Source organism: uncultured Tateyamaria sp. (assembly GCF_947503465.1).
Taxonomy (GTDB): domain Bacteria; phylum Pseudomonadota; class Alphaproteobacteria; order Rhodobacterales; family Rhodobacteraceae; genus Tateyamaria.
Window position 1 is genome coordinate 2186260 of sequence record NZ_CANNDN010000001.1, and the last position, 18868, is coordinate 2205127.

17 protein-coding genes are annotated in these 18868 nt (G+C 59.7%); 6 read left to right on the forward strand and 11 right to left on the reverse strand.

The features are described from left to right. Positions 1-111 precede the first annotated feature (111 nt). Complete coding sequence (locus Q0844_RS10885) at positions 112-1686, forward strand: gamma-glutamyltransferase family protein (RefSeq protein ID WP_299044667.1); 1575 nt, start codon at positions 112-114, stop codon at positions 1684-1686. A 39-nt stretch (positions 1687-1725) separates the two neighbouring features. Here the strand turns inward: Q0844_RS10885 and hspQ are convergent, their stop codons facing one another. Further along, on the reverse strand, positions 1726-2052 hold the full coding sequence (gene hspQ / locus Q0844_RS10890; protein ID WP_299044668.1) for a heat shock protein HspQ: 327 nt from the start codon (positions 2050-2052) through the stop codon (positions 1726-1728). Positions 2053-2137: 85 nt separating this feature from the next. Between hspQ and Q0844_RS10895 the strand changes: the two genes are divergently transcribed. Continuing rightward, on the forward strand, positions 2138-3019 hold the full coding sequence (locus tag Q0844_RS10895) for an AEC family transporter (RefSeq protein WP_299044670.1): 882 nt from the start codon (positions 2138-2140) through the stop codon (positions 3017-3019). A gap of 69 nt (positions 3020-3088) precedes the next feature. After that, positions 3089-3664 carry a lytic transglycosylase gene (locus Q0844_RS10900; RefSeq protein ID WP_299044672.1) on the forward strand — a complete coding sequence of 192 codons (576 nt, stop codon included), beginning with the start codon at positions 3089-3091 and terminating at the stop codon, positions 3662-3664. A 3-nt stretch (positions 3665-3667) separates the two neighbouring features. Here Q0844_RS10900 and Q0844_RS10905 read toward each other — a convergent pair whose 3' ends face one another. The 4 genes from Q0844_RS10905 to Q0844_RS10920 all read right to left on the reverse strand — a co-directional run bounded on the left by Q0844_RS10905 (position 3668) and on the right by Q0844_RS10920 (position 9951). Further along, the gene (locus tag Q0844_RS10905; RefSeq protein ID WP_299044674.1) at positions 3668-4261 is read right to left on the reverse strand and encodes an outer membrane lipoprotein carrier protein LolA; all 594 of its coding nucleotides are present in this window, start codon (positions 4259-4261) and stop codon (positions 3668-3670) included. A gap of 99 nt (positions 4262-4360) precedes the next feature. After that, positions 4361-7216 (reverse strand): DNA translocase FtsK, encoded by a 2856-nt coding sequence (locus tag Q0844_RS10910; protein ID WP_299044675.1) that lies wholly within the window; start codon positions 7214-7216, stop codon positions 4361-4363. Between the two features lie 18 nt (positions 7217-7234). Then, a complete protein-coding gene (locus Q0844_RS10915) occupies positions 7235-8413 on the reverse strand; it encodes an aminotransferase class I/II-fold pyridoxal phosphate-dependent enzyme (RefSeq protein WP_299044677.1) in 1179 nt (392 codons plus the stop codon). Positions 8414-8622: 209 nt separating this feature from the next. After that, positions 8623-9951 (reverse strand): amidase family protein, encoded by a 1329-nt coding sequence (locus tag Q0844_RS10920; RefSeq protein WP_299044679.1) that lies wholly within the window; start codon positions 9949-9951, stop codon positions 8623-8625. A 47-nt stretch (positions 9952-9998) separates the two neighbouring features. Between Q0844_RS10920 and Q0844_RS10925 the strand changes: the two genes are divergently transcribed. Further along, positions 9999-11261 carry an FAD-dependent monooxygenase gene (locus Q0844_RS10925; RefSeq protein WP_299044681.1) on the forward strand — a complete coding sequence of 421 codons (1263 nt, stop codon included), beginning with the start codon at positions 9999-10001 and terminating at the stop codon, positions 11259-11261. A gap of 34 nt (positions 11262-11295) precedes the next feature. Here the strand turns inward: Q0844_RS10925 and Q0844_RS10930 are convergent, their stop codons facing one another. Genes Q0844_RS10930 through Q0844_RS10950 form a run of 5 tightly spaced genes read right to left on the reverse strand, consistent with a single transcriptional unit; the run spans position 11296 to position 14352 of the window. Beyond that, positions 11296-11472 carry a Trm112 family protein gene (locus tag Q0844_RS10930; RefSeq protein ID WP_299044683.1) on the reverse strand — a complete coding sequence of 59 codons (177 nt, stop codon included), beginning with the start codon at positions 11470-11472 and terminating at the stop codon, positions 11296-11298. Continuing rightward, entirely contained in the window at positions 11469-12110 is a 642-nt protein-coding gene (locus tag Q0844_RS10935) for an LON peptidase substrate-binding domain-containing protein (protein ID WP_299044684.1), read from the reverse strand. The genes Q0844_RS10930 and Q0844_RS10935 overlap by 4 nt, the downstream gene beginning before the upstream one ends. A gap of 27 nt (positions 12111-12137) precedes the next feature. Beyond that, the gene (locus Q0844_RS10940) at positions 12138-13055 is read right to left on the reverse strand and encodes a co-chaperone YbbN (RefSeq protein ID WP_299045289.1); all 918 of its coding nucleotides are present in this window, start codon (positions 13053-13055) and stop codon (positions 12138-12140) included. Positions 13056-13090: 35 nt separating this feature from the next. Next, on the reverse strand, positions 13091-13519 hold the full coding sequence (locus Q0844_RS10945) for a GNAT family N-acetyltransferase (protein ID WP_299044686.1): 429 nt from the start codon (positions 13517-13519) through the stop codon (positions 13091-13093). A gap of 44 nt (positions 13520-13563) precedes the next feature. Further along, positions 13564-14352 carry an exodeoxyribonuclease III gene (locus tag Q0844_RS10950; RefSeq protein ID WP_299044687.1) on the reverse strand — a complete coding sequence of 263 codons (789 nt, stop codon included), beginning with the start codon at positions 14350-14352 and terminating at the stop codon, positions 13564-13566. Positions 14353-14681: 329 nt separating this feature from the next. Here Q0844_RS10950 and Q0844_RS10955 point away from each other — a divergent pair, with 329 nt between their 5' ends. Further along, the gene (locus Q0844_RS10955) at positions 14682-15668 is read left to right on the forward strand and encodes a TAXI family TRAP transporter solute-binding subunit (protein ID WP_299044689.1); all 987 of its coding nucleotides are present in this window, start codon (positions 14682-14684) and stop codon (positions 15666-15668) included. 83 nt (positions 15669-15751) lie between these two features. Continuing rightward, a complete protein-coding gene (locus Q0844_RS10960; protein WP_299044691.1) occupies positions 15752-17872 on the forward strand; it encodes a TRAP transporter permease in 2121 nt (706 codons plus the stop codon). Here Q0844_RS10960 and Q0844_RS10965 read toward each other — a convergent pair. Then, a complete protein-coding gene (locus tag Q0844_RS10965) occupies positions 17859-18779 on the reverse strand; it encodes a hydrogen peroxide-inducible genes activator (protein ID WP_299044693.1) in 921 nt (306 codons plus the stop codon). The genes Q0844_RS10960 and Q0844_RS10965 overlap by 14 nt on opposite strands. Positions 18780-18868: the final 89 nt, after the last annotated feature.

Below are 18868 nucleotides of genomic sequence, written 5' to 3' on the forward strand. Positions count from 1 at the left end.
TAATTGCCCCCACCCAGTGCGCGGCACCGAGGATCTTCATCCCCAATATCAAGTGGACAAGCCCCCGGAGCCGTTTAGGTTGCGCCGTGCAACGACACGACGGGGACAAATATGCGCGACTTCCATCTGCCGGGACGCTCGCCGGTGCTGGCCACATCCGGCATGTGCGCCACATCGCACCCTTTGGCCGCTCAGGCCGCCATCGACATCCTGAAGTCCGGGGGAAATGCCATGGACGCCGCAATTGCAGGCGCCCTCCTTCTGGGCATCTGCGAACCGCAGATGACGGGCATTGGTGGCGATTGTTTTGTCCTTTGGTCCGATGCTGATGGCAAGATCCAGGCGCTCAATGGGTCGGGGCGTGCACCGGCAGCTTTGAATGCGTCGGACCTGCGTGACGCAGGCGAAACCACTGTTCCGACCTACAGTGCCCATGCCGTGACAATCCCGGGCGCGATTGATGCGTTTTGCACCCTTTCGGATCGCGTCGGTCGCCTTGGTCTGGACCGGCTTCTTGCCCCGGCGATCGAATATGCCGAACGCGGCGTGCCGGTTGCCCCGCGCGTGGCATTTGACTGGGCCAAGGATCAGGCCGTTTTGCAGGGTGCGGCCCGGGCCGCCTATCTGATCAACGGCGCGGCGCCACAGACCGGTCAGATCTTTGCCGCACCGGGCCAGGCAGACGTGTTGCGACGCATCGCGAAAGACGGACGCGACGCTTTCTATACGGGCGAGGTGGCTGACGACATGTTGGCGACCTTGACAGCTTTGGGCGGGACGCACACGGCCGAGGACTTCGCCACAACGGCCTGCACCGACACCAAGCCGATCCGCAGCACATACAAGGACCTTGAGTTGGTCGAGCATCCCCCGAATGGGCAAGGTGCGACAGCCAATCTCATGCTCAATATCCTGGGCCATTTCGACATCGCGGGGATGGACCCCTGGGGCACAGATCGCGCGCATATCGAAGCCGAAGCTGCAAAACTGGCTTATGACGCGCGCAATCGGTTCTTGGCAGACGCAGATTACACCACGCGGCTGGATCACATGATGGCCCCGGAAACGGCAGCGCGACTTGCCGCACTGATCAACCCGAAAAAAACCGTGACGAACGCCACGGTTCTCAGCGAGCAGGTGCACAAGGACACGATCTACATCACTGTTGTGGATCGCGATGGCATGGCAGTGTCGTTGATCTACTCCATTTTCCACGGGTTCGGGTCGGGCATTGCAACGGACAAGTTCGGCATCCTGTTCCAGAACCGTGGCGCGGGTTTCACACTCGAAGCCGGGCATCCAAACGAACTTGAGGGCGGCAAGCGGCCGATGCATACGATCATTCCTGGTATGCTGACAAAGGGTGGGAAACCGATCATGCCATTCGGCGTGATGGGCGGCGCATATCAACCCAACGGCCACGCTCGCTTCGTCTCGAACCTTGCGGACTTCGGGCTTGATCCGCAAACCGCCATCGATGCGCCGCGCGCATTCTCGGATGCTGGCGACATGAAGGTTGAGCGTGGGTATTCGGATCAGGTGCGAGATGAATTAAGCGCCTTGGGCCACAACGTCAGCATACCGGACACGGCGATTGGCGGCGCTCAGGCCATTTTAATGCGCGACGATGGTGTCCTGGAAGGCGCAAGTGACCCGCGCAAGGATGGCTGCGCACTTGGCTACTAAGTGTCACTCGCAAGGCGGAGGTGTCCTCTGCCCTGCGCGTCAATTCAATTGGAAATGCAGCGGATAAGCGCCATCCTCGAACGGGCCGAACAGGTCAGGAATATCGGGGTGGTCCACGGGCTGGCCGGAATAGTCGGCCACAAGGTTCTGCTCGGACACATAAGCCACATAATAACTTTGGTCGTTCTCGGCGAGAAGGTGATAAAATGGTTGCGCCTTCTTGGGCCGGCTGTCTTCGGGGATGGCCTCGTACCATTCATCGGTGTTCGAAAACTCGGGATCCACATCAAAGATCACGCCGCGAAACGGGTGTTTCTTGTGACGGACAACCTGGCCCAGATGATATTTTGCGCGTGTTCTTAGCATGACATTGCGCCCCCTACCGGTCGTGACTACACGGTGCAAGGGACACTTGTCCAATAATTGAGCGCAATTTCGCTGGAAACAGTCTGTGAACCTGGCCGTAACAGTCTTGCACATCGTGGCCCCCGTCTTCCTGCTGGCGGGCATCGGGTTTGCATGGGTCAAGGCGGGTTTGGAATACCGCATTCAGTTCGTCACGCAATTGGCGATGACACTGTCGCTGCCATGCCTGATCTTCGTGTCGCTCATGCAGACTGACATCGACCCGGCGGCCCTGGGCGTCCTGTCGGTGGCATCGGTCGTTGCGTATGGTGCGATCACGATCGCCTTCCTTGCACTGGTCCGCTTTGCACGCCTGAACACCCGCACTTACGCAGCGCCCCTGATCTTTGGCAACACCGGCAACCTTGGCCTGCCCCTCGCCCTTTTCGCGTTCGGGGAAACCGGTCTCAGCTACGCCATCATCGTTTTCGCGATCATGGCGCTGTGGTCCTACACGTTTGGCATCTGGCTGGTCGCCGGGGCCGGGTCACTGGGCAAAGTGCTGCGCGAACCACTGGTTTGGGGCACGGTTCTGGGCGCAGTGTTCTTGTGGCAAGGCTGGCAAACGCCCACGTTTCTGACCAATGCGCTGGACCTTGTGGGGCAAATGGCAATCCCGATGATGCTGATCACGTTGGGCGTTGCCGTTGCACGCCTGTCCGTCAAGGGACTAATGCATGCGGCGGCCCTTTCCGCCGTCAAGCTGGTGCTGTGCACTGGCACCGCGTGGATCGTCGGGCGGTATTTTCAACTGGACCCGATCGCATTCGGCGTTCTTGTCCTGCAGGTTGCCACACCTGTGGCAGTCACCTCTTATCTGTTGGCGGAGAAATACGGTGCACATTCAGACAAGGTGGCAGGCCTTGTTGTCGCATCTACCCTGATGTCCGTCGCAGCCCTGCCCGTGATCCTTGCCTTTGTCCTATGACAAATCGTGATTTCCACCGCTGCCAAAATTCGCTAAACTAACAAAAAACATAAAAAGCGAGTGAGGCAGATGAGCAGACTCTTTCGCGCGATGGCTTTGGTTCTTTTGGCTGCCAGCTGTGGTGGCGGGTCAGGTACGGCCCCCAACCGGTTGGACAACGCCTGTTCCATTGTATCCGAGCGCCCCGAATACCTTCGCGCCTTCCGGGCAGTCGAGCGCAAATATGGCGTGCCTGTGCACGTGCAGATGGCGACGATTTATCAGGAAAGCAAATTCATCTCGGATGCGCGGCCCCCATACCGCTACGCGGCGGGCGTAATCCCGACTGGCCGTATTTCAAGCGCCTATGGCTACAGCCAGGCGCTGGACGGGACGTGGGATGAATACAAGACATCCACCGGCAAGCGCATCGCACGACGTGATCGCATCCGTGACGCCACCGACTTCATGGGTTGGTACATGGCCGAAACGCAATCACGGCTTGGCATTCCCGTCACCGACACGCGCAACCAGTACCTCGCGTATCACGAAGGGCGCACGGGCTATGTGCGCGGGTCCTATCGCAACAAGGCGTGGTTGATGCGTGTCGCGGGCGAGGTTGATCAGCGCGCTAACATGTACGCAGTGCAGCTGCGCTCCTGCTAGGGGTCAGTCGGTCGTTCGACGCGGCGCATCAAACAGGCGGTTCGAAATCGTGCCGCCTGTTTTCAACTCTGCCAGTACAACAGTCGTCTGACCGCCACCGCTGTCGTTGATCACCCATTGACGCAGTTGCACGGGATCACCCGTGAATTTCATCTGTATGTTGCCGTATTCGGGGTTCTCAGGATCTTGCGCTGTCACCACAGTGGCCGTGCCGTCAAAATCGTGACCTACGACCATGTTGGCTTGCGACAGGTTCACATTCCGCGCGAGGATCAGCGACAATGGCGTGCGGCGCAGCGGATAGGTTTCAGGCGGCTGGTTCGACTTTGAATCGACGATGTAGACAGCGTTTGCACTGGCAACAACCAACCCTTCGTTGGGTGGATTGTACTCAAACCGCATTTTGCCCGGCCGCTTGATATAGATCTTGCCGGTATCGACCGTCCCATCATCATTGATCTGCGTGAACGTGCCTTCAGCCGTGCGCAAGTCGTTCAAGTAGCTTGAAATCGTGTTCAATGGCAGCTTGTCTGCCCACGCCGCTTGCGCGGTCACAACAGCCAGCGCGAACGCTGCGACTCGGGTCCAAAGGGTCATACCGCTCACCTTCCTTATTTTGGTCTTCGCCCTGATATAGGCCGAGACCGGGTGATATGCGATATCAATGGGGACCGAAGCTGTGCAGTTCCCCGCCGATCACTGCTCGGGCACCAAAATCTCGCGCTTACCCACATGGTTGGCGCTGCTGACGACACCTTCGTCTTCCATCTGCTCAACCAGACGCGCCGCCTTGTTATAGCCGATGGCCAGCTTCCGCTGGATGTAAGAGGTCGAACATTTGCGATCCTTGATCACAATAGCGACCGCCTGATCATAAAGCGCATCCTCACCATCCGTGTTCCCGCCCAGACCCAGGACAGCATCAATATTACTTTCCTTGTCCTCGGGCGGGCCATCCACCACACCAGACACATAGTCCGGCGCACCAAAAGCCTTGAGGTGGTTCACAATCTCTTCGACTTCCTCGTCGCTCACAAAGGGTCCGTGGCACCGCGTAATCTTGGCCCCACCTGCCATGTACAGCATGTCACCCATGCCCAGCAGTTGTTCGGCCCCCATCTCGCCCAGGATGGTGCGCGAGTCGATTTTCGACGTTACCTGGAAGGAAATCCGCGTCGGGAAGTTCGCCTTGATCGTCCCGGTAATCACATCCACGGACGGACGCTGCGTCGCCATGATCAGGTGGATGCCGCTGGCCCGCGCCATCTGCGCCAGCCGCTGAATGCACGCCTCGATCTCCTTGCCCGCAACCATCATCAGGTCGGCCATCTCGTCCACGATGACCACGATGTAGGGCATCGCCTCGGGCGCAAACTCCTCCGTCTCAAAGATCGGCTCGCCCGTCTCGTCATCAAACCCGGTCTGCACGGTACGCGAGAACATCTCGTCCTTGGCCAGCGCCTCTTTCACCCGACCGTTGTAGCCGTCGATGTTGCGCACGCCCATCTTGGACATCTTGCGATAGCGTTCTTCCATCTCGCCTACGACCCATTTCAAGGCGACAACCGCCTTTTTCGGGTCGGTCACAACAGGCGATAAGAGGTGCGGGATGCCGTCATAGACGCTCAGTTCCAGCATCTTGGGGTCGATCATGATCAACCGGCATTCCTCGGGCGTCAGCTTGTACAGCAGCGACAGGATCATCGTGTTGATGGCCACCGACTTACCGGACCCCGTGGTGCCCGCAATCAAAAGGTGAGGCATCTTGGCCAGGTTCGCCACAACCGGATCACCGCCAATGTCCTTGCCCAAGGCAAGCGGCAGCTTTTGGTTGCCGTCACCAAAATCACGGCTGGCGAGGATCTCGCGCAGCACAACCTTCTCGCGGTTCTCATTCGGCAACTCGATACCGATCACAGACCGACCGGGCACGGTCGACACACGGGCCGACAGGGCGGCCATGGACCGGGCAATATCGTCAGCCAAACCAATCACGCGGCTGGCCTTCAAACCGGGCGCAGGTTCCAATTCGTACATGGTGACAACGGGGCCGGGACGGACCGAAACGATCTCGCCCTTCACACCATAGTCATCCAGCACGTTTTCCAGCATCCGCGCGTTCTCTTCCAACGCTTCGTCACTCAGATGATGGCGCTGCACGACGGTCGGGCTTTCCAACAGGTTCAGGGGCGGCAGTTCAAAGCCCGGGTGCGTGTCTTCAAAACTCAGCTTCGGTTGCGCTTCCAATTGGGCACGGGTGCTGGGCTGCACCGGTTTACGCGCGGGCTGGTGCACCACGGTGCGAGGTTCAGCCAAGGGAATTGTAGGCGTTTCTACCGGCTCCGGAATAGGCGCATCCAACTGCTCTGGCTCAGGCGCATACGCCTGTTGTGGTTCGGGTGCGTGGGCCGCAGTCAAAGGCGGCTCTGACCGACCCAAAGATGCCGCCGCTGTCAGCGGTGGCTCGGGCGGCAGGATCGGTTGCGGCGCTGTATTCAGGACAAGCGGATCGGGACCACGACCACGCCCCTTGGTCAATGGTGCCACGCTTTCGGCCTGCACGGCCGGGTTGGATCGGACCCGGGATTTGATCACATTGGCGATCTTTGTCTTGATCCGTTCGTCACCTGGGCCGTCACCCACATCCACATCAGTCCAGGCTTCGACCAGTTCTTGTTCCGGCATTTCATCCGGCATCGTTGGTTCAGCCCGTTTGATGAGGCTGGGCACCCGCGACAGAAGGCTGGGCTTGGCGGCCTCTTCGTAAGGCTGCACGTCGTATTCAGCCACAGGCGGCGCTGCAGCGGCATAAGCTTCGGCCTCCGCCGCTTCTGCCTCGCGTGCGGCGCGCCGCTCGGCCTGACGTTCCTGCATGGTCCGCGCAGCTTGCAAAGCCCCGGTTGCGCCGCGGCCCAGAACAGTCATCAAAAGGGCATAGGCCATGACCAGTCCAACCAGCAGGAACCGTGCCAAGCGCGCAATTTCCGCCCGGGTAAAGCCCAGAACAAATGCGCCGAACACCACAATCCCGATGCCCATCAACAGCGACATCAGTTTCACGGCAAAGCTCGATCCGATGGGCAACACGGTCAGGATTAAGGCCATGACCGTGTCACCAAAGAGCCCGCCCAGACCGAATCCGTGAGTGGCAAGCCACAATTCACCCGGCTGCAAGGTCGCGGCATAGATCGACCCGAACGCAATCGCGATAGGCGCAAAGATCAGACGCCCCAACGCCCGCTCCGTCCCAAGGTGCAGCGCAAAGCGTACGCCCCAGACCATCAATACAATGGCGATGCCAAAGACACCCCACCCGCCAATCATGAACAGTGGCGCTGCAACAGACGCCCCTGTCCGGCCCAGCCAGTTTTGCACGGGCGCGTCGGTGGATGCCATCCAGTTGGGATCATCAGGCGTATAGCTCAACATCATCGCCGCCGCGATCAGGCCCGCAATCAGCAGACCGATGCCCACCAATTCACGACCGCGTTTTTCCAACGCCGCCTGCATCCCGTGATCAAAAAGCGGATCTCGCCGTGTCTGATATGCCATGCCTCGCCTCGTCTTTTCTTATGTGGCGTAAAGAACGTCGCGGATCGCCATCAGGCCCCGTTCCGTCTCTGCCTTTGGGGCCACAAGGGCGGCCCTGATAAACTCATGTCCCGGATTGAACCCGTCGATCTCGCGCGCCAGATAAGCGCCTGGCAAAACACGTACGCCGGTCTCTTGCCACAACTTCAACGCCGCCGCCTCGCCATCGGGCACGGGCAACCACAAAAAGAACCCGGCCTCCGGTGCCATGTATCCGGGCACGTTGCCCAGGATGCGATCCGCCATGTCGTACTTCTCGTGATACTGCGCGCGGTTGTCGATAACGTGCTCTTCATCGGCCCAAACTGCCGCCGCCGCATGCTGCAAGGGCGTCGGCAGCGGTGAACCCGCATAGGTCCGCAACTGCTTGGCCTCACGAATGGTCGCTGGCCCACCCACAATAAATCCCGATCGCAACCCCGGCAGGTTCGACCGCTTTGACAACGAATGGAACGCCACAACACGCTCGGGATCGGCAGTGCCGATACATTGCAACACTCCCACTGGCGGGACATCGCGGTAAATCTCGGAATAGCACTCGTCGGCAAAGACTTGAAAATCATACCGTTCCGCCAGCGCAATCAGGTCCCGCCAATAGCGCTCCCCTGCCACAGCCCCTTGCGGGTTCGCAGGCGAACACATGTAACAGGCAACAGTCCGGTTGAGGATCGCGGGGTCAACCGCGGCAAAGTCCGGCAAATGCCCCGTCTCAGCCGTCGCAGGCACCAGCACCGGCTCCGCCCCCGTCGAAATCGCCGCAAGCATATAGACCTGATAGAACGGGTTCGGCATCAGCACGACCGGCTGCTGACCGTTTTTCACCTCGGGGCACAGCGCCATACCGGCGTTATAGAGCCCCTCACGCGTGCCATTGAGCGGCATCACGTTGGCATCGGCATCCATCGCCCCGCCATATCGGCGGCCCAGCCAATCACAAAACGCCTGCCGCAACTCGGGCAGCCCTTCGTTCGGCGGATAGTTGTTGAACCCGGCTGCGTGCTGCGTGATCACGTCGGTGACCCAGGCCGGAAAGGCGTGTTTGGGCTCCCCGATGGTCATATGCACGACGTCACCGCCCGGCTCGATATGATCAAGCAAGGCGCGCAAGCGCGGAAATGCGTAAGCCGGAAGGTTCGAAAACCGCTCGGGAAACTTCATAAAACTGCCTCAGCTTCGGGATCGTTTTCGCCCCGTTTGTCTGAATGTACCCCAAGCACGACTCCGCCGTCCAGAAAAACCACGCCAAAACGTCACCTTGTGGCAATTCCGCCAATCCCCGCTTCTTTCGGCCCGATATATCCCGGGGAGCGCGAGGGGCAGCGCCCCTCGTCACCCAAAGATGGTGTCGCCGCAAGGCGTCCTTTGGATCAGCTCAACGCAGCTTCTGCCGCCACGCCCAATCGCAAGAGCGCTTCTTCCCCATTCTCGGCACCCATCAACATGATCCCGCAACTTGGTACACCCGTCGGCAAGGTCAGCGCACAGATACCCATCAGATTGCCAATCCGGGTGTTGCGCAACGCCAGCAGGTTCTCTGTCTTGTAATAATCAGTGTCGCTGTTCAGGCGCGCCAGATTGGGCGGCAGGATGGGCGCTGTCGGTGCCAGCACTGCGTCGAAGGGTGCAACCGCGGTGTCCCACGCGCGCCGTGCCATATCAAGTTTGGCCCAAGCCGCATTGTAGTCCGGCGCGCTGAAATCCTTGCCCAACCGAAACCGCTGCAGGATTTCTGAATACATCGCGTCCGGCTGCGCTTCGATCACATCGCGCCACAATCCATATACTTCGCCGGGCATCAAAGGCCCGGCTTGCGCCATGGCTTCCTCCAATTCCGGGACGTCCAATGGCTGAACAACCGCACCGGCTGCGCATAAACGCTCGATCGCGCTTTCATAGGCCGCACGCGGTGCATCGCGAATGTCGTCCAGCACCACTGTCTTCAAAGCCGCAAATCGACGCCCTTTCAGGCGCGCGCCCCGCAAGTCGCCGGGCGGTTGACCGGCAAGCGCCGCCATCAGCAACGCGGCATCCTCGACCGTCTTGGTCAGAGGCCCAACGGTGTCGAATTTCAACGACAGTGGCACACATCCTTCCAGCGACAGCCGACCATGGGTTGTTTTGAGCCCGACAAGATCGTTCCAAGCCGAGGGGATGCGCACCGATCCTCCCGTATCGGACCCGATCGCCGCAGGCGCGAGACCAAAGGCCACCGACGTTGCCGCCCCAGAGGATGACCCACCCGGCACGGCATCCGCATCGTTCACACAGGGCGGCGTCGCCGTAGACGGGTTGTGGCCCAACCCCGAAAACGCCAGTTCGCTCATATGGGTCTTGCCCAAGCACACCAGCCCGGCCGCCGTTGCGTTTTGCACCACAACCGCATCCCGATCCGACACGCGCCCAAACAGCAGTTTCGATCCCGCCTCGGTCCGGTCGCCCGCCGTATCGAAAAGGTCTTTCCAACTGATCGGCACGCCGTCCAAAATCGACAGGCGTTGACCCGCCCGGGCCCTTTGGGATGCGGCATACGCCTCGGACATGGCCCGATCCTTGGTCAACCTCGCATAGACTTTGTCACGCAGCGCGTGGCCCTCGATCCTGTCAAAGAACGCCTCGGCCAAAGAAACGGGATCGACGTGACCTGCACCGATGGCCCGTCCCATGTCTGCGGCGCTCTTGCCCAACCATTCCTGCATGCTTCACCCTCTGATCACGTGCGCGGACGGTAGCGACGTCGCAGCGCATGGACAATCCCAAGCACCCCGCCATATTGCGGTCTATGACGCATGACAGCGATATCCTGATTGTGGGCGGCGGTCTGTCAGGACCCATCCTCGCCCTCGCGCTTGCCCAGGCGGGCCATTCGGTCACAGTGATCGACGCGCTCAGCGAAAAGGTCCGAAAAAATGCGGCATTCGATGGCCGCAGCTACGCTGTTGCGTTGACCTCACAACGACTGCTTGCCGGCATCGGTATTTGGGATGCGCTGACGGATCACAGCCAACCGATCCTTGAAATCAAGGTCTCCGATGGCCGCGCGGGTGAAGGTCCAGCGCCTTTCTTCATGCACTTCGACCATGCCGAGATCGAAGAAGGACCGATGGGTTACATGGTTCAGGATCGTCATATTCGGCGCGCTCTTCTTGATGCGATGGCCGCCACCCACAGGATCACACATCTGTCTGCGGAAACTGTCGTTGCACAGGATATCGCACCGGGTTCGGTGACCGTGACACTGGCATCAGGTACGTGCCTGTCCGGCAAGGTGTTGGTCGGCGCCGACGGCCGCAACAGCGGCACAGCGCAACGCGCAGGTATCAAGCGCACCGGGTGGGGCTATGGCCAGACGGCACTGGTCTGTGCCATCGCCCATGAAAAACCCCACAACGGCATCGCGCACCAGTTCTTCATGCCGCAAGGACCGCTTGCAATCCTTCCGCTGCCCGGCAATGTCAGTTCCATCGTTTGGAGCGAAACCGCCGAAAACGCCACCCACTTTCATGCTTTGCCCGATGACGACTACTTGACGATGCTCAAGCCAAGATTTGGCGACTTTCTGGGCAACATCAGCCTCGCCGGGCAGCGCTACACATATCCGCTGTCCCTGTCGCTTGCTCAATCCCTCGCCACCGATCGCGTCGCGCTGATCGGAGACGCGGCCCACGGTGTTCACCCGATTGCCGGGCAGGGACTGAACGCAGGCATGCGCGATATCGCCGCTTTGGCCCAGGTTGCCACCGACGCCGTGCGCCGGGGCGAAGACCCTGGCAGTGGTGCCGTTCTAAAACGGTACGAAGAATGGCGCCGCTTCGACAACACGGCGCTTGCCATGGCGACAGATGGATTCAACCGGCTGTTTTCGAATGATAATATACTTATCCGCAACATGCGCGACATCGGGATGGGTCTTGTGAATGCCCTTCCCGGGGTGCGCCGCAGCTTTATTCGCGAAGCGGCCGGATTGACTGGTGATCTGCCGCGATTGATGCAGGGGCAACCCTTGTAGCTGCAGGGCGGATGTGACGTCGACCGCCCGGACATCAGTCCAGTTTGCGTGCCTCGTCTTCCAGCATGACAGGAATGCCATTGCGAATGGGATAGGCCAGTTGCGCGGGTTCGGAGATCAGTTCCTGCTTTTCCGCATCGTACCGCAAGATCGCATGGGTCAGCGGGCAGATCAGCGCCTCAAGAACCCTGCGATCAATCTCGATGCTCATTGCATCATCTCCCCCTCACCACCGCGCAACGCAAACTCGATCAACGTGACCAACGTTTCGCGACGCGTACTGAGCGACGGCGCTTCCAGCAAGGCTTGTTTGTCCTCGGGATCAAAGTCCAGCATCATCGAAAGCGAATTGATCAGCAATTCGTCATCGGCATCCTTCAGTGTATCCCAATCCGCTGAAAGGGACTGCGCAGCAAAATAGCGCCCCAAAAGATCAAGGAACATGGGCCGGTCAAAAGTGAGGTCTTCTTCCGTTCGACCCTGGTCGCGGTCAAAGCCTGACCAAGACACTTCGCACCGGCGGTAGGGTGTGAATCCATCCACTTCAGTCTGGACCCGGAAACGTGAAATACCCGACAAGGTGATCAGATATCGGTTGTCCTCGGTCTCGGAAAATTGGGTGACGCGACCCGCACACCCAATTGTGTGCAAACCGTTGCCCTTGCGCCCTTCCACCTCGTTCGGTTGGACCATGCCGATCAGACGGCCGGGCGTTTTCAGCGCATCATCAAGCATCTGCAAATACCGCGGTTCGAAAATATGCAACGGCAATCGTGCGCGCGGCAAAAGCAGCGCCCCCGGAAGCGGAAAGACCGGGATCACACCGGGAAGGTCAGCCACTTTGATCATAAAATGTCAGCTAGCCCGCAATGCGGCTCAGGCAAATATCATCGATGACAACTTGCGACGCCCGTTCAGCACAATCGGATCGTTCGGCTTGAGCGCGTCAAAGATAGTGAACAATTGGGCCTTCGCTGCCCCATCATTCCATTCGCGATCCTTGCGAAAAATCTCCAGCAGCTCATTCACTGCACTTTCGGTGTCCCCGCTGGCGTGCAGGGCCTGCGCCAGGTCAAACCGCGCCTGCAGATCGTTTTCGTCGGCTGCGACCGCAGCCCGCAATTCTGCCACCGGGCCTGCATCCGCGGCCTGCCGGGCAAGTTGCAATTGCGCATGTGCGGCTTCCAGTTCCGGACTTGCCGATATCTCGGCGGGGGCGCCGTTCAGGATGGCTTCGGCCTGATCCAGGTCTTCCATCGCGATGTGGGCCTGCACCAGTCCGCCATATGCGCCTGCATGATTGGGGTCTTCGCCCAAAATAGCCGCGAAAGTCTGCGCGGCATCCACCGCTGCCCCTTCGGCCAGCATCTCTTCTGCCGCTGTCACGGCGTCGTTCAAACTGTCTCCCGGTGCTTCACCACCAGCCGCCTGAATGACGCGATCAATGAATGCGGTGATCTCGGAACCAGGCACAGCCCCCTGAAAACCGTCAACTGGCTGACCTTGCCAAAAAGCATACACCGTTGGGATAGATTGAATGCGCAATTGGCCTGCGATCATCTGTGCTTCGTCCACATTGATCTTGACCATCCTCACGGCACCCTTGGCCGCTTTTACCGCGTCTTCCAGCAACGGTCCCAGTGTCTTGCAGGGTCCGCACCACGGCGCCCAAAAGTCGACGACAACGGGTATCGTCTGGCTGGCTTCGACAACGTCTTGCATGAACGTCGCTTCCGACCCGTCCTTGATCAGGTCAGCATCGGCAGGTCCTGCGGACAATCCCAAATCCATCATCATCTGTGTTCCTTCGTGGCGCGGCAGTGCGCGCTTTATATGGACCTCTCGGAGGCTGGTGCCAAGTCACTAAGGTCAATCCGCAAATGTGGGAGCATGCGACCCGCAATGGCCTCGGACGGAACCCGACCAATCACACGGGCGCCCATCCGTTCATAAAACGGCGCCGCGTCAGGGTCGGCCTCGATCTCCAGCCTCGTGGCCCCGGCTGCTTGCGCGGTTCGCATCGCCCAGCGCATCAGTGCACGACCGACACCCTTGCCCATTGCTTCCGGTGCCACAAACAGCTTGTCCAGATCCGCACAAGAACCGTCGACGACCAGTTTGCAAATACCCTGCGGTCCGCCTGCATCAAAAACAACAAGGTGACCATCCGCCAGATCGTCTTCGGTCAGCTGCAAGACGGCGCGCGCCGCCTTCATGAATTCCACGTCATACCCCCAATGCGCCTTTGACCGATGCATCAGATCGGTCAGGCGGCGCAGTTCATCCCGTCGCGCGGGCCGGATCAAAGGTCAAACACGGCGAACACAGGCGCGTGGTCACTGGGTTTTTCCCAGCCGCGCGCCTCCCTCAGGATACGGCTGCCATGGGCCGCATTCGCGATGTCGCCGGTGGCCCAAACATGGTCAAGGCGGCGCCCCTTGTCGGCAGCATCCCAATCCTTGGCCCGGTACGACCACCAGGAATACAGTGGTCCTTCGGGAATGTCCTGCCGAGTGACATCCACCCAACCGCCCGCATCCTGCGTTTCGGACAGATGCTCAACCTCTATCGGGGTGTGGCTGACAACTTTCAACAATTGCTTGTGCGACCACACATCGTCCTCGCGCGGGGCGATATTCAAGTCGCCGACAAGAATGGACTTCTGTGGTTTGGCCGCGTGAAACCGATCGCGCATGTCGGTCAGATAGTCGAGCTTTTGTCCGAATTTTTCATTCTTGTCTCGATCCGGAATGTCACCACCTGCCGGCACATAAAAATTGTGCACCGTAACCCCGTTTTCAAGCGTGCCCGCAATGTGTCGGGCATGGCCAAGTCCGGCAAAATCCTCCGCGCCGGCCTCAACCATCGGAATTTTCGACAGGATCGCGACACCGTTGTACCCCTTGTCCCCACGTGCCACCATGTGGGTATATCCCAACGCGTCGAAGCCTTCGCGCGGGATCTTGTCGACCGGGCTTTTGCACTCCTGAAGGCACAAAACATCCGGCGCTTCCTTTTCCAGCAGCTTCAGCACAATCGGTTCGCGCAGACGGACAGAGTTGATGTTCCAGGTGGCAAGGGTAAAGGACATGGCGCTGCTCCGGTTTAGGGTCGAAGATCAGACTAGTCACGCCTGCGGGTGGCCTCCACCCGGAAAATGCGAAACCCGGGCACTATCTGTGCCAGATCCGAAACACCCCGGTCTTTGCACCAAACCCAGTGAAAAGCTGTGCGCACATGATCCGTTCAAGCAAAAGTGTATGGGTCCAAAACCCTTGTCCCGTTGGGCCAGTCGGCACAGAATGGCTTATGCGGGTCCAAATACCTTTTCATGACCATACGTAAACCTACGTTCACGGTGTTCGGCAAATTGAGCCGCTGATCACAGCGGGTATGACCTGACAGGAGGAGCAAAATACCATGACCTATACACCCAAATTGTTCAAAGCGATGGCCCTCGCCAGCGCTCTCGGCTTGGCTGCAACTGCAACCAACGCGCAGGACCGCAGCGATTGGCCCGACAGCTTCTCGGTCGGCACAGCCAGCCAGGGTGGCACTTACTTCGTCTACGGCGCAGGCTGGGCAAACATGGTGTCCGAGGCCCTTGGTATCCCCGGCGGCACCGAAGTTACGGGCGGCCCAGTGCAGAACGCGGCCCTTGTGCAAACGGGCGATCTGGACATGGCCATGGTCACGATGGGTCCTGCCTTTGATGCGCTCAACGGCAACAGCGCGCTGGCACCGGGCCTGCAGCATGACCAGATCCGTGCAATCTTTCCGATGTACAAGACCGGCTTTCACGCGGTTGCACTGACCAGCTCTGGCATTACCAGCTTTGCGGATATTCCCGACGGCGCTGTTGTGGGTGTCGGCCCGGCGGGCGGGACACCCGGCACGTATTGGCCCCGTATCCTTGAAGGGATGGGCAAGAATGTCGAATTTCGCAACGGCGGCGCCGCGGACCTGGCAGGCCAGCTTCAGGACGGGTTGATCGATGTCTACACTTGGGCCGGCGGCCTGCCATACCCGGCGTTCAGCCAATTGGATGCGCAAACCGACGTGACCTATTTCGGCTTTACGCCAGAGGAACAAGCGGCGGTCATCGGGTCCCAACCGGTGGCCGAATTCTCGATCCCCGCTGGGACCTATCCATCACTGGAAGAAGATCAGTTAAGCGTATCGATGTGGAACTTTGCCATTGCCCATGCCGATTTGCCGGACAGCTTTGTTTATGCGGTCGTTGACACAGTGATGGGCAATAACCCCAAGATGCTGGAAATCCACAAGGCGGCGGTCGAAACATTGCCCGAAAACTTCGACAAGAACACGTTCCTGCCCTGGCACCCCGGCGCAGCCCAATGGTTCCGAGACAACGGGTTCGACATTCCCGCGGAACTTGCTGACTAAGCGCGTGTGCACGATATAATCTATCGCGGCACCCCCCCTGTTCGGGCGGGGTGCTGTTTTCATGCAGTTGGGGGACAAGGCGGATGACTGAGACAACGGCGCAGCCACAGCCATTGGACCCACCAGAGGTCGACACGCCCGCAGACACAGACCTGCTGACCCGCATCGGCTTCCTGCTTTGTGCTGTTTATGCTGGGTGGCACCTTTATGTTCTGAACATCGCCCCACTGGAAACCTGGACCTTCCGCATCATGCACATTGCGGGCGCACTTCTTCTTGGGTTTGGCACAAGTGCGGCCATGTCGATGCGCCCTGCACCCATCACACCGGCGACGCGGGTATCGCATCTGTTGGGTGCGGTTGCCTTGGCCGGCACAGGTGTTGCGCTGGCGTCTTTGTTGGCCGCAATCCTTTTCTTTGAGCCGGGCACGCCCGCGCCGCCGCCCTGGACGCTGGCAGCATTTGGCTGGGCGCTTGCGGGTGGTACACTTCTGGCAATTGTGACCGGTTGGTTCCATCCGGCACGCAAAGGCCAACTGCCGCTCACTGACATCGCCCTGATAATCGCGACACTGGCAAGCTGCGGCTTTATCCTGTTCAGCCTAGACGCACTGTCGCTGCGCCTGCGGGCAGGCACACCCTTTGCCGATCCGAACAACGGCTGGGCGGCCTTCGTCATCATCATCATGATCGCGGAACTCACCCGTCGCCTTGCAGGGCTGGCGCTGGTGATCATCGCGATGGTCTTTATCGTGTATGCTTTCGCAGGACCCTGGATGCCGGGTTTCCTCGAACATCGCGGCTACGACGCCAAGCGGTTCTTCACCTATGTCTTTACCGACAATGGCGTGCTGGGGCCGACCACCGCCGTGTCATCGACCTATATCATCCTGTTCATTGTTTTCGCCGCTTTTCTGCAAAGTTCGAAAGTCGGCGACTATTTCGTGAATTTCGCCTTCGCCGCTGCCGGGCGTGCCAAGGGCGGCCCAGCCAAGGTTTCGGTGCTGGCCTCGGGTCTCATGGGCATGATCAACGGCACATCTGCCGGCAATGTCGTGTCCACCGGCTCACTGACGATCCCACTGATGAAAAAAGTCGGGTACCGCCCCCAATCCGCGGGCGCGATCGAGGCGGCCGCGTCAACCGGTGGGCAGATCATGCCGCCCATCATGGGCGCGGGTGCGTTTATCATGGCCGAGATCACGGGCATTCCCTACACGGAACTGGTGGTGGCGGCGCTGATCCCAGCAATCCTCTATTTCGCATCCATCTACTTCATGGTCGATTTCGAGGCGAGCCGCACCGGCATGCGCGGCATGCGGTCGGATGAACTGCCGAAACTTGGAGAACTGGCAAAGCAGGCCTATCTTTTTCTGCCCATTGTCATCCTGATCGGCGCCCTGTTCAGCGGCTATTCGGTGATACGCGCGGGCACCCTGGCCATTGCGTCCGCAGCTGTCGTCAGTTGGCTGACCCCCTATCGCATGGGGCCAAAACAGGTATACGAGGCACTGGGCAACGGCGGTCGCATGTCGCTGCAAATCATTGTCGTGTGTGCCTGCGCTGGGCTGATCGTTGGGGTCATCTCGCTGACCGGGGTCGGCGCGCGCTTCTCCAGCCTGTTGTTTGATCTGGCCCAGCAAAGTACCCTTCTGGCCCTGATTTTCGCAATGATGATCTCGGTCATCCTTGGCATGGGCATGCCCACCACTGCCGCTTATGCCGTGGCTGCATCAGTTGTCGCGCCAGGCCTGATCGAGATCGGGATCACCCCACTCATCTCGCACTTCTTCGTGTTCTACTTCGCAGTCGTTTCGGCGATCACTCCGCCTGTGGCGCTGGCGGCTTATGCGGGGGCGGCAATTGCAGGGTCCGAGCCCATGCGGACCTCGATCACCAGCTTCAAGGTGGGCCTTGCCGCCTTTATCGTACCCTTCATGTTTTTCTACAGCCCGGGCCTGCTGATGGAAGCCCCATGGTATGTCAGCTTGCGCAACCTCGTGACGGCCCTGATCGGCGTCTACATGCTGGCGGGTGCGGTTCAGGGGTGGTTTTTCGGGGCGGCAAGCGCCGTCATCCGTTTGATCCTGTTGGTGGGGGCCGTCTGCATGATCTCGGGCGATTGGCGCACTGACCTGCTAGGCATCGGGATTGCCGGTCTACTGACGCTGCGCGGACTGAAAGAGAGGCCTAACCCAGCATGACCAGTTCGCGTGCCTGGACGGACAGGATATCGCAAATTTCGTCGCCAAGGTCCTGATATTCTGCCGCGCGCGCCGTGCTGCGGCGCCAGACCATGCCGATGGTACGGGACGGCGGTGTGCCACGAAACGGGCGGGACAGAACCAGCTCCTGACTGGTGACTTCGGATCGCACATACAACGCTGGCAGCAACGACAGGCCCATGCCCATCGCCACCATCTGGCGCAATGTATCGAGGGACGTCCCTTCGAATTCGGCGGACAACACGGCCCCGTGTTGCGCGCATATCCGTTCCACCTGATCGTACAGCCGGTGCCCGCGCTCCAACGCCATGATGGTTTCGCCTTGCAACATGCTGGGCGCGATGTCCGTTTGCCTCGCAAACCGATGATCAAAGGGCATGACAACCGACAGGGGTTCCCGAAACAAGGGGCGCGTCTCGAACTCGGCCTCCTTGATCGGAAGCGGGAAAAACAGCAAGTCCAACGCCCCCGTGCCCAACGCGTCCAACAGGTGCTTCGGCAGGCCCTCTCGGACATAAAGCTTGAGCTGCGGATGGCTTTTGTGCAGATCAGGCACAAGGATCGGCAACAGATACGACCCCAAGGACTGCACAACGCCCACTTTTATGGTGCTATTCAAGCTGCCGCTTTGAAGGGTGGAAAGGGTCCTGATTTCTTCGACCTCGCGCAGCGCCGTCCTGGCGTGCTGGATAACCTGCTCGCCCAAGGGCGTTGCGACAACACCGCCGCGGCTGCGTTCAACCAGGACTGCGCCCAGCTTGCTCTCCAGCTCTTTCAATTGCGCGCTCAGCGTCGGTTGTGTCACGTGGCAGGTTTCGGCCGCCCTACGAAAATGCCCGGTATCGGCAACCGCAACCAAATAGCGCAATTGTTGCAATGTGGGCATTGGCGGCTTCCCTCTGATGATAGACGTTATCTATCAATTTTTACCTGAATTTCAATTTGATCAATCACGGATCGTTCCCATTTCAGGTC

Bases quoted from the DNA above. Each gene is read 5' to 3' on its own strand.
- Q0844_RS10925 (WP_299044681.1), top strand. From the start codon at position 9,999: ATGGACAATCCCAAGCACCCCGCCATATTGCGGTCTATGACGCATGAC.
- Q0844_RS10965 (WP_299044693.1), bottom strand. From the start codon at position 18,779: ATGCCCACATTGCAACAATTGCGCTATTTGGTTGCGGTTGCCGATACC.
- Q0844_RS10900 (WP_299044672.1), top strand. From the start codon at position 3,089: ATGAGCAGACTCTTTCGCGCGATGGCTTTGGTTCTTTTGGCTGCCAGC.
- Q0844_RS10945 (WP_299044686.1), bottom strand. From the start codon at position 13,519: ATGCATCGGTCAAAGGCGCATTGGGGGTATGACGTGGAATTCATGAAG.
- Q0844_RS10920 (WP_299044679.1), bottom strand. From the start codon at position 9,951: ATGCAGGAATGGTTGGGCAAGAGCGCCGCAGACATGGGACGGGCCATC.
- Q0844_RS10950 (WP_299044687.1), bottom strand. From the start codon at position 14,352: ATGTCCTTTACCCTTGCCACCTGGAACATCAACTCTGTCCGTCTGCGC.
- Q0844_RS10915 (WP_299044677.1), bottom strand. From the start codon at position 8,413: ATGAAGTTTCCCGAGCGGTTTTCGAACCTTCCGGCTTACGCATTTCCG.
- Q0844_RS10905 (WP_299044674.1), bottom strand. From the start codon at position 4,261: ATGACCCTTTGGACCCGAGTCGCAGCGTTCGCGCTGGCTGTTGTGACC.
- Q0844_RS10960 (WP_299044691.1), top strand. From the start codon at position 15,752: ATGACTGAGACAACGGCGCAGCCACAGCCATTGGACCCACCAGAGGTC.
- hspQ (WP_299044668.1), bottom strand. From the start codon at position 2,052: ATGCTAAGAACACGCGCAAAATATCATCTGGGCCAGGTTGTCCGTCAC.
- Q0844_RS10940 (WP_299045289.1), bottom strand. From the start codon at position 13,055: ATGATGGATTTGGGATTGTCCGCAGGACCTGCCGATGCTGACCTGATC.
- Q0844_RS10955 (WP_299044689.1), top strand. From the start codon at position 14,682: ATGACCTATACACCCAAATTGTTCAAAGCGATGGCCCTCGCCAGCGCT.
- Q0844_RS10930 (WP_299044683.1), bottom strand. From the start codon at position 11,472: ATGAGCATCGAGATTGATCGCAGGGTTCTTGAGGCGCTGATCTGCCCG.
- Q0844_RS10885 (WP_299044667.1), top strand. From the start codon at position 112: ATGCGCGACTTCCATCTGCCGGGACGCTCGCCGGTGCTGGCCACATCC.
- Q0844_RS10935 (WP_299044684.1), bottom strand. From the start codon at position 12,110: ATGATCAAAGTGGCTGACCTTCCCGGTGTGATCCCGGTCTTTCCGCTT.
- Q0844_RS10910 (WP_299044675.1), bottom strand. From the start codon at position 7,216: ATGGCATATCAGACACGGCGAGATCCGCTTTTTGATCACGGGATGCAG.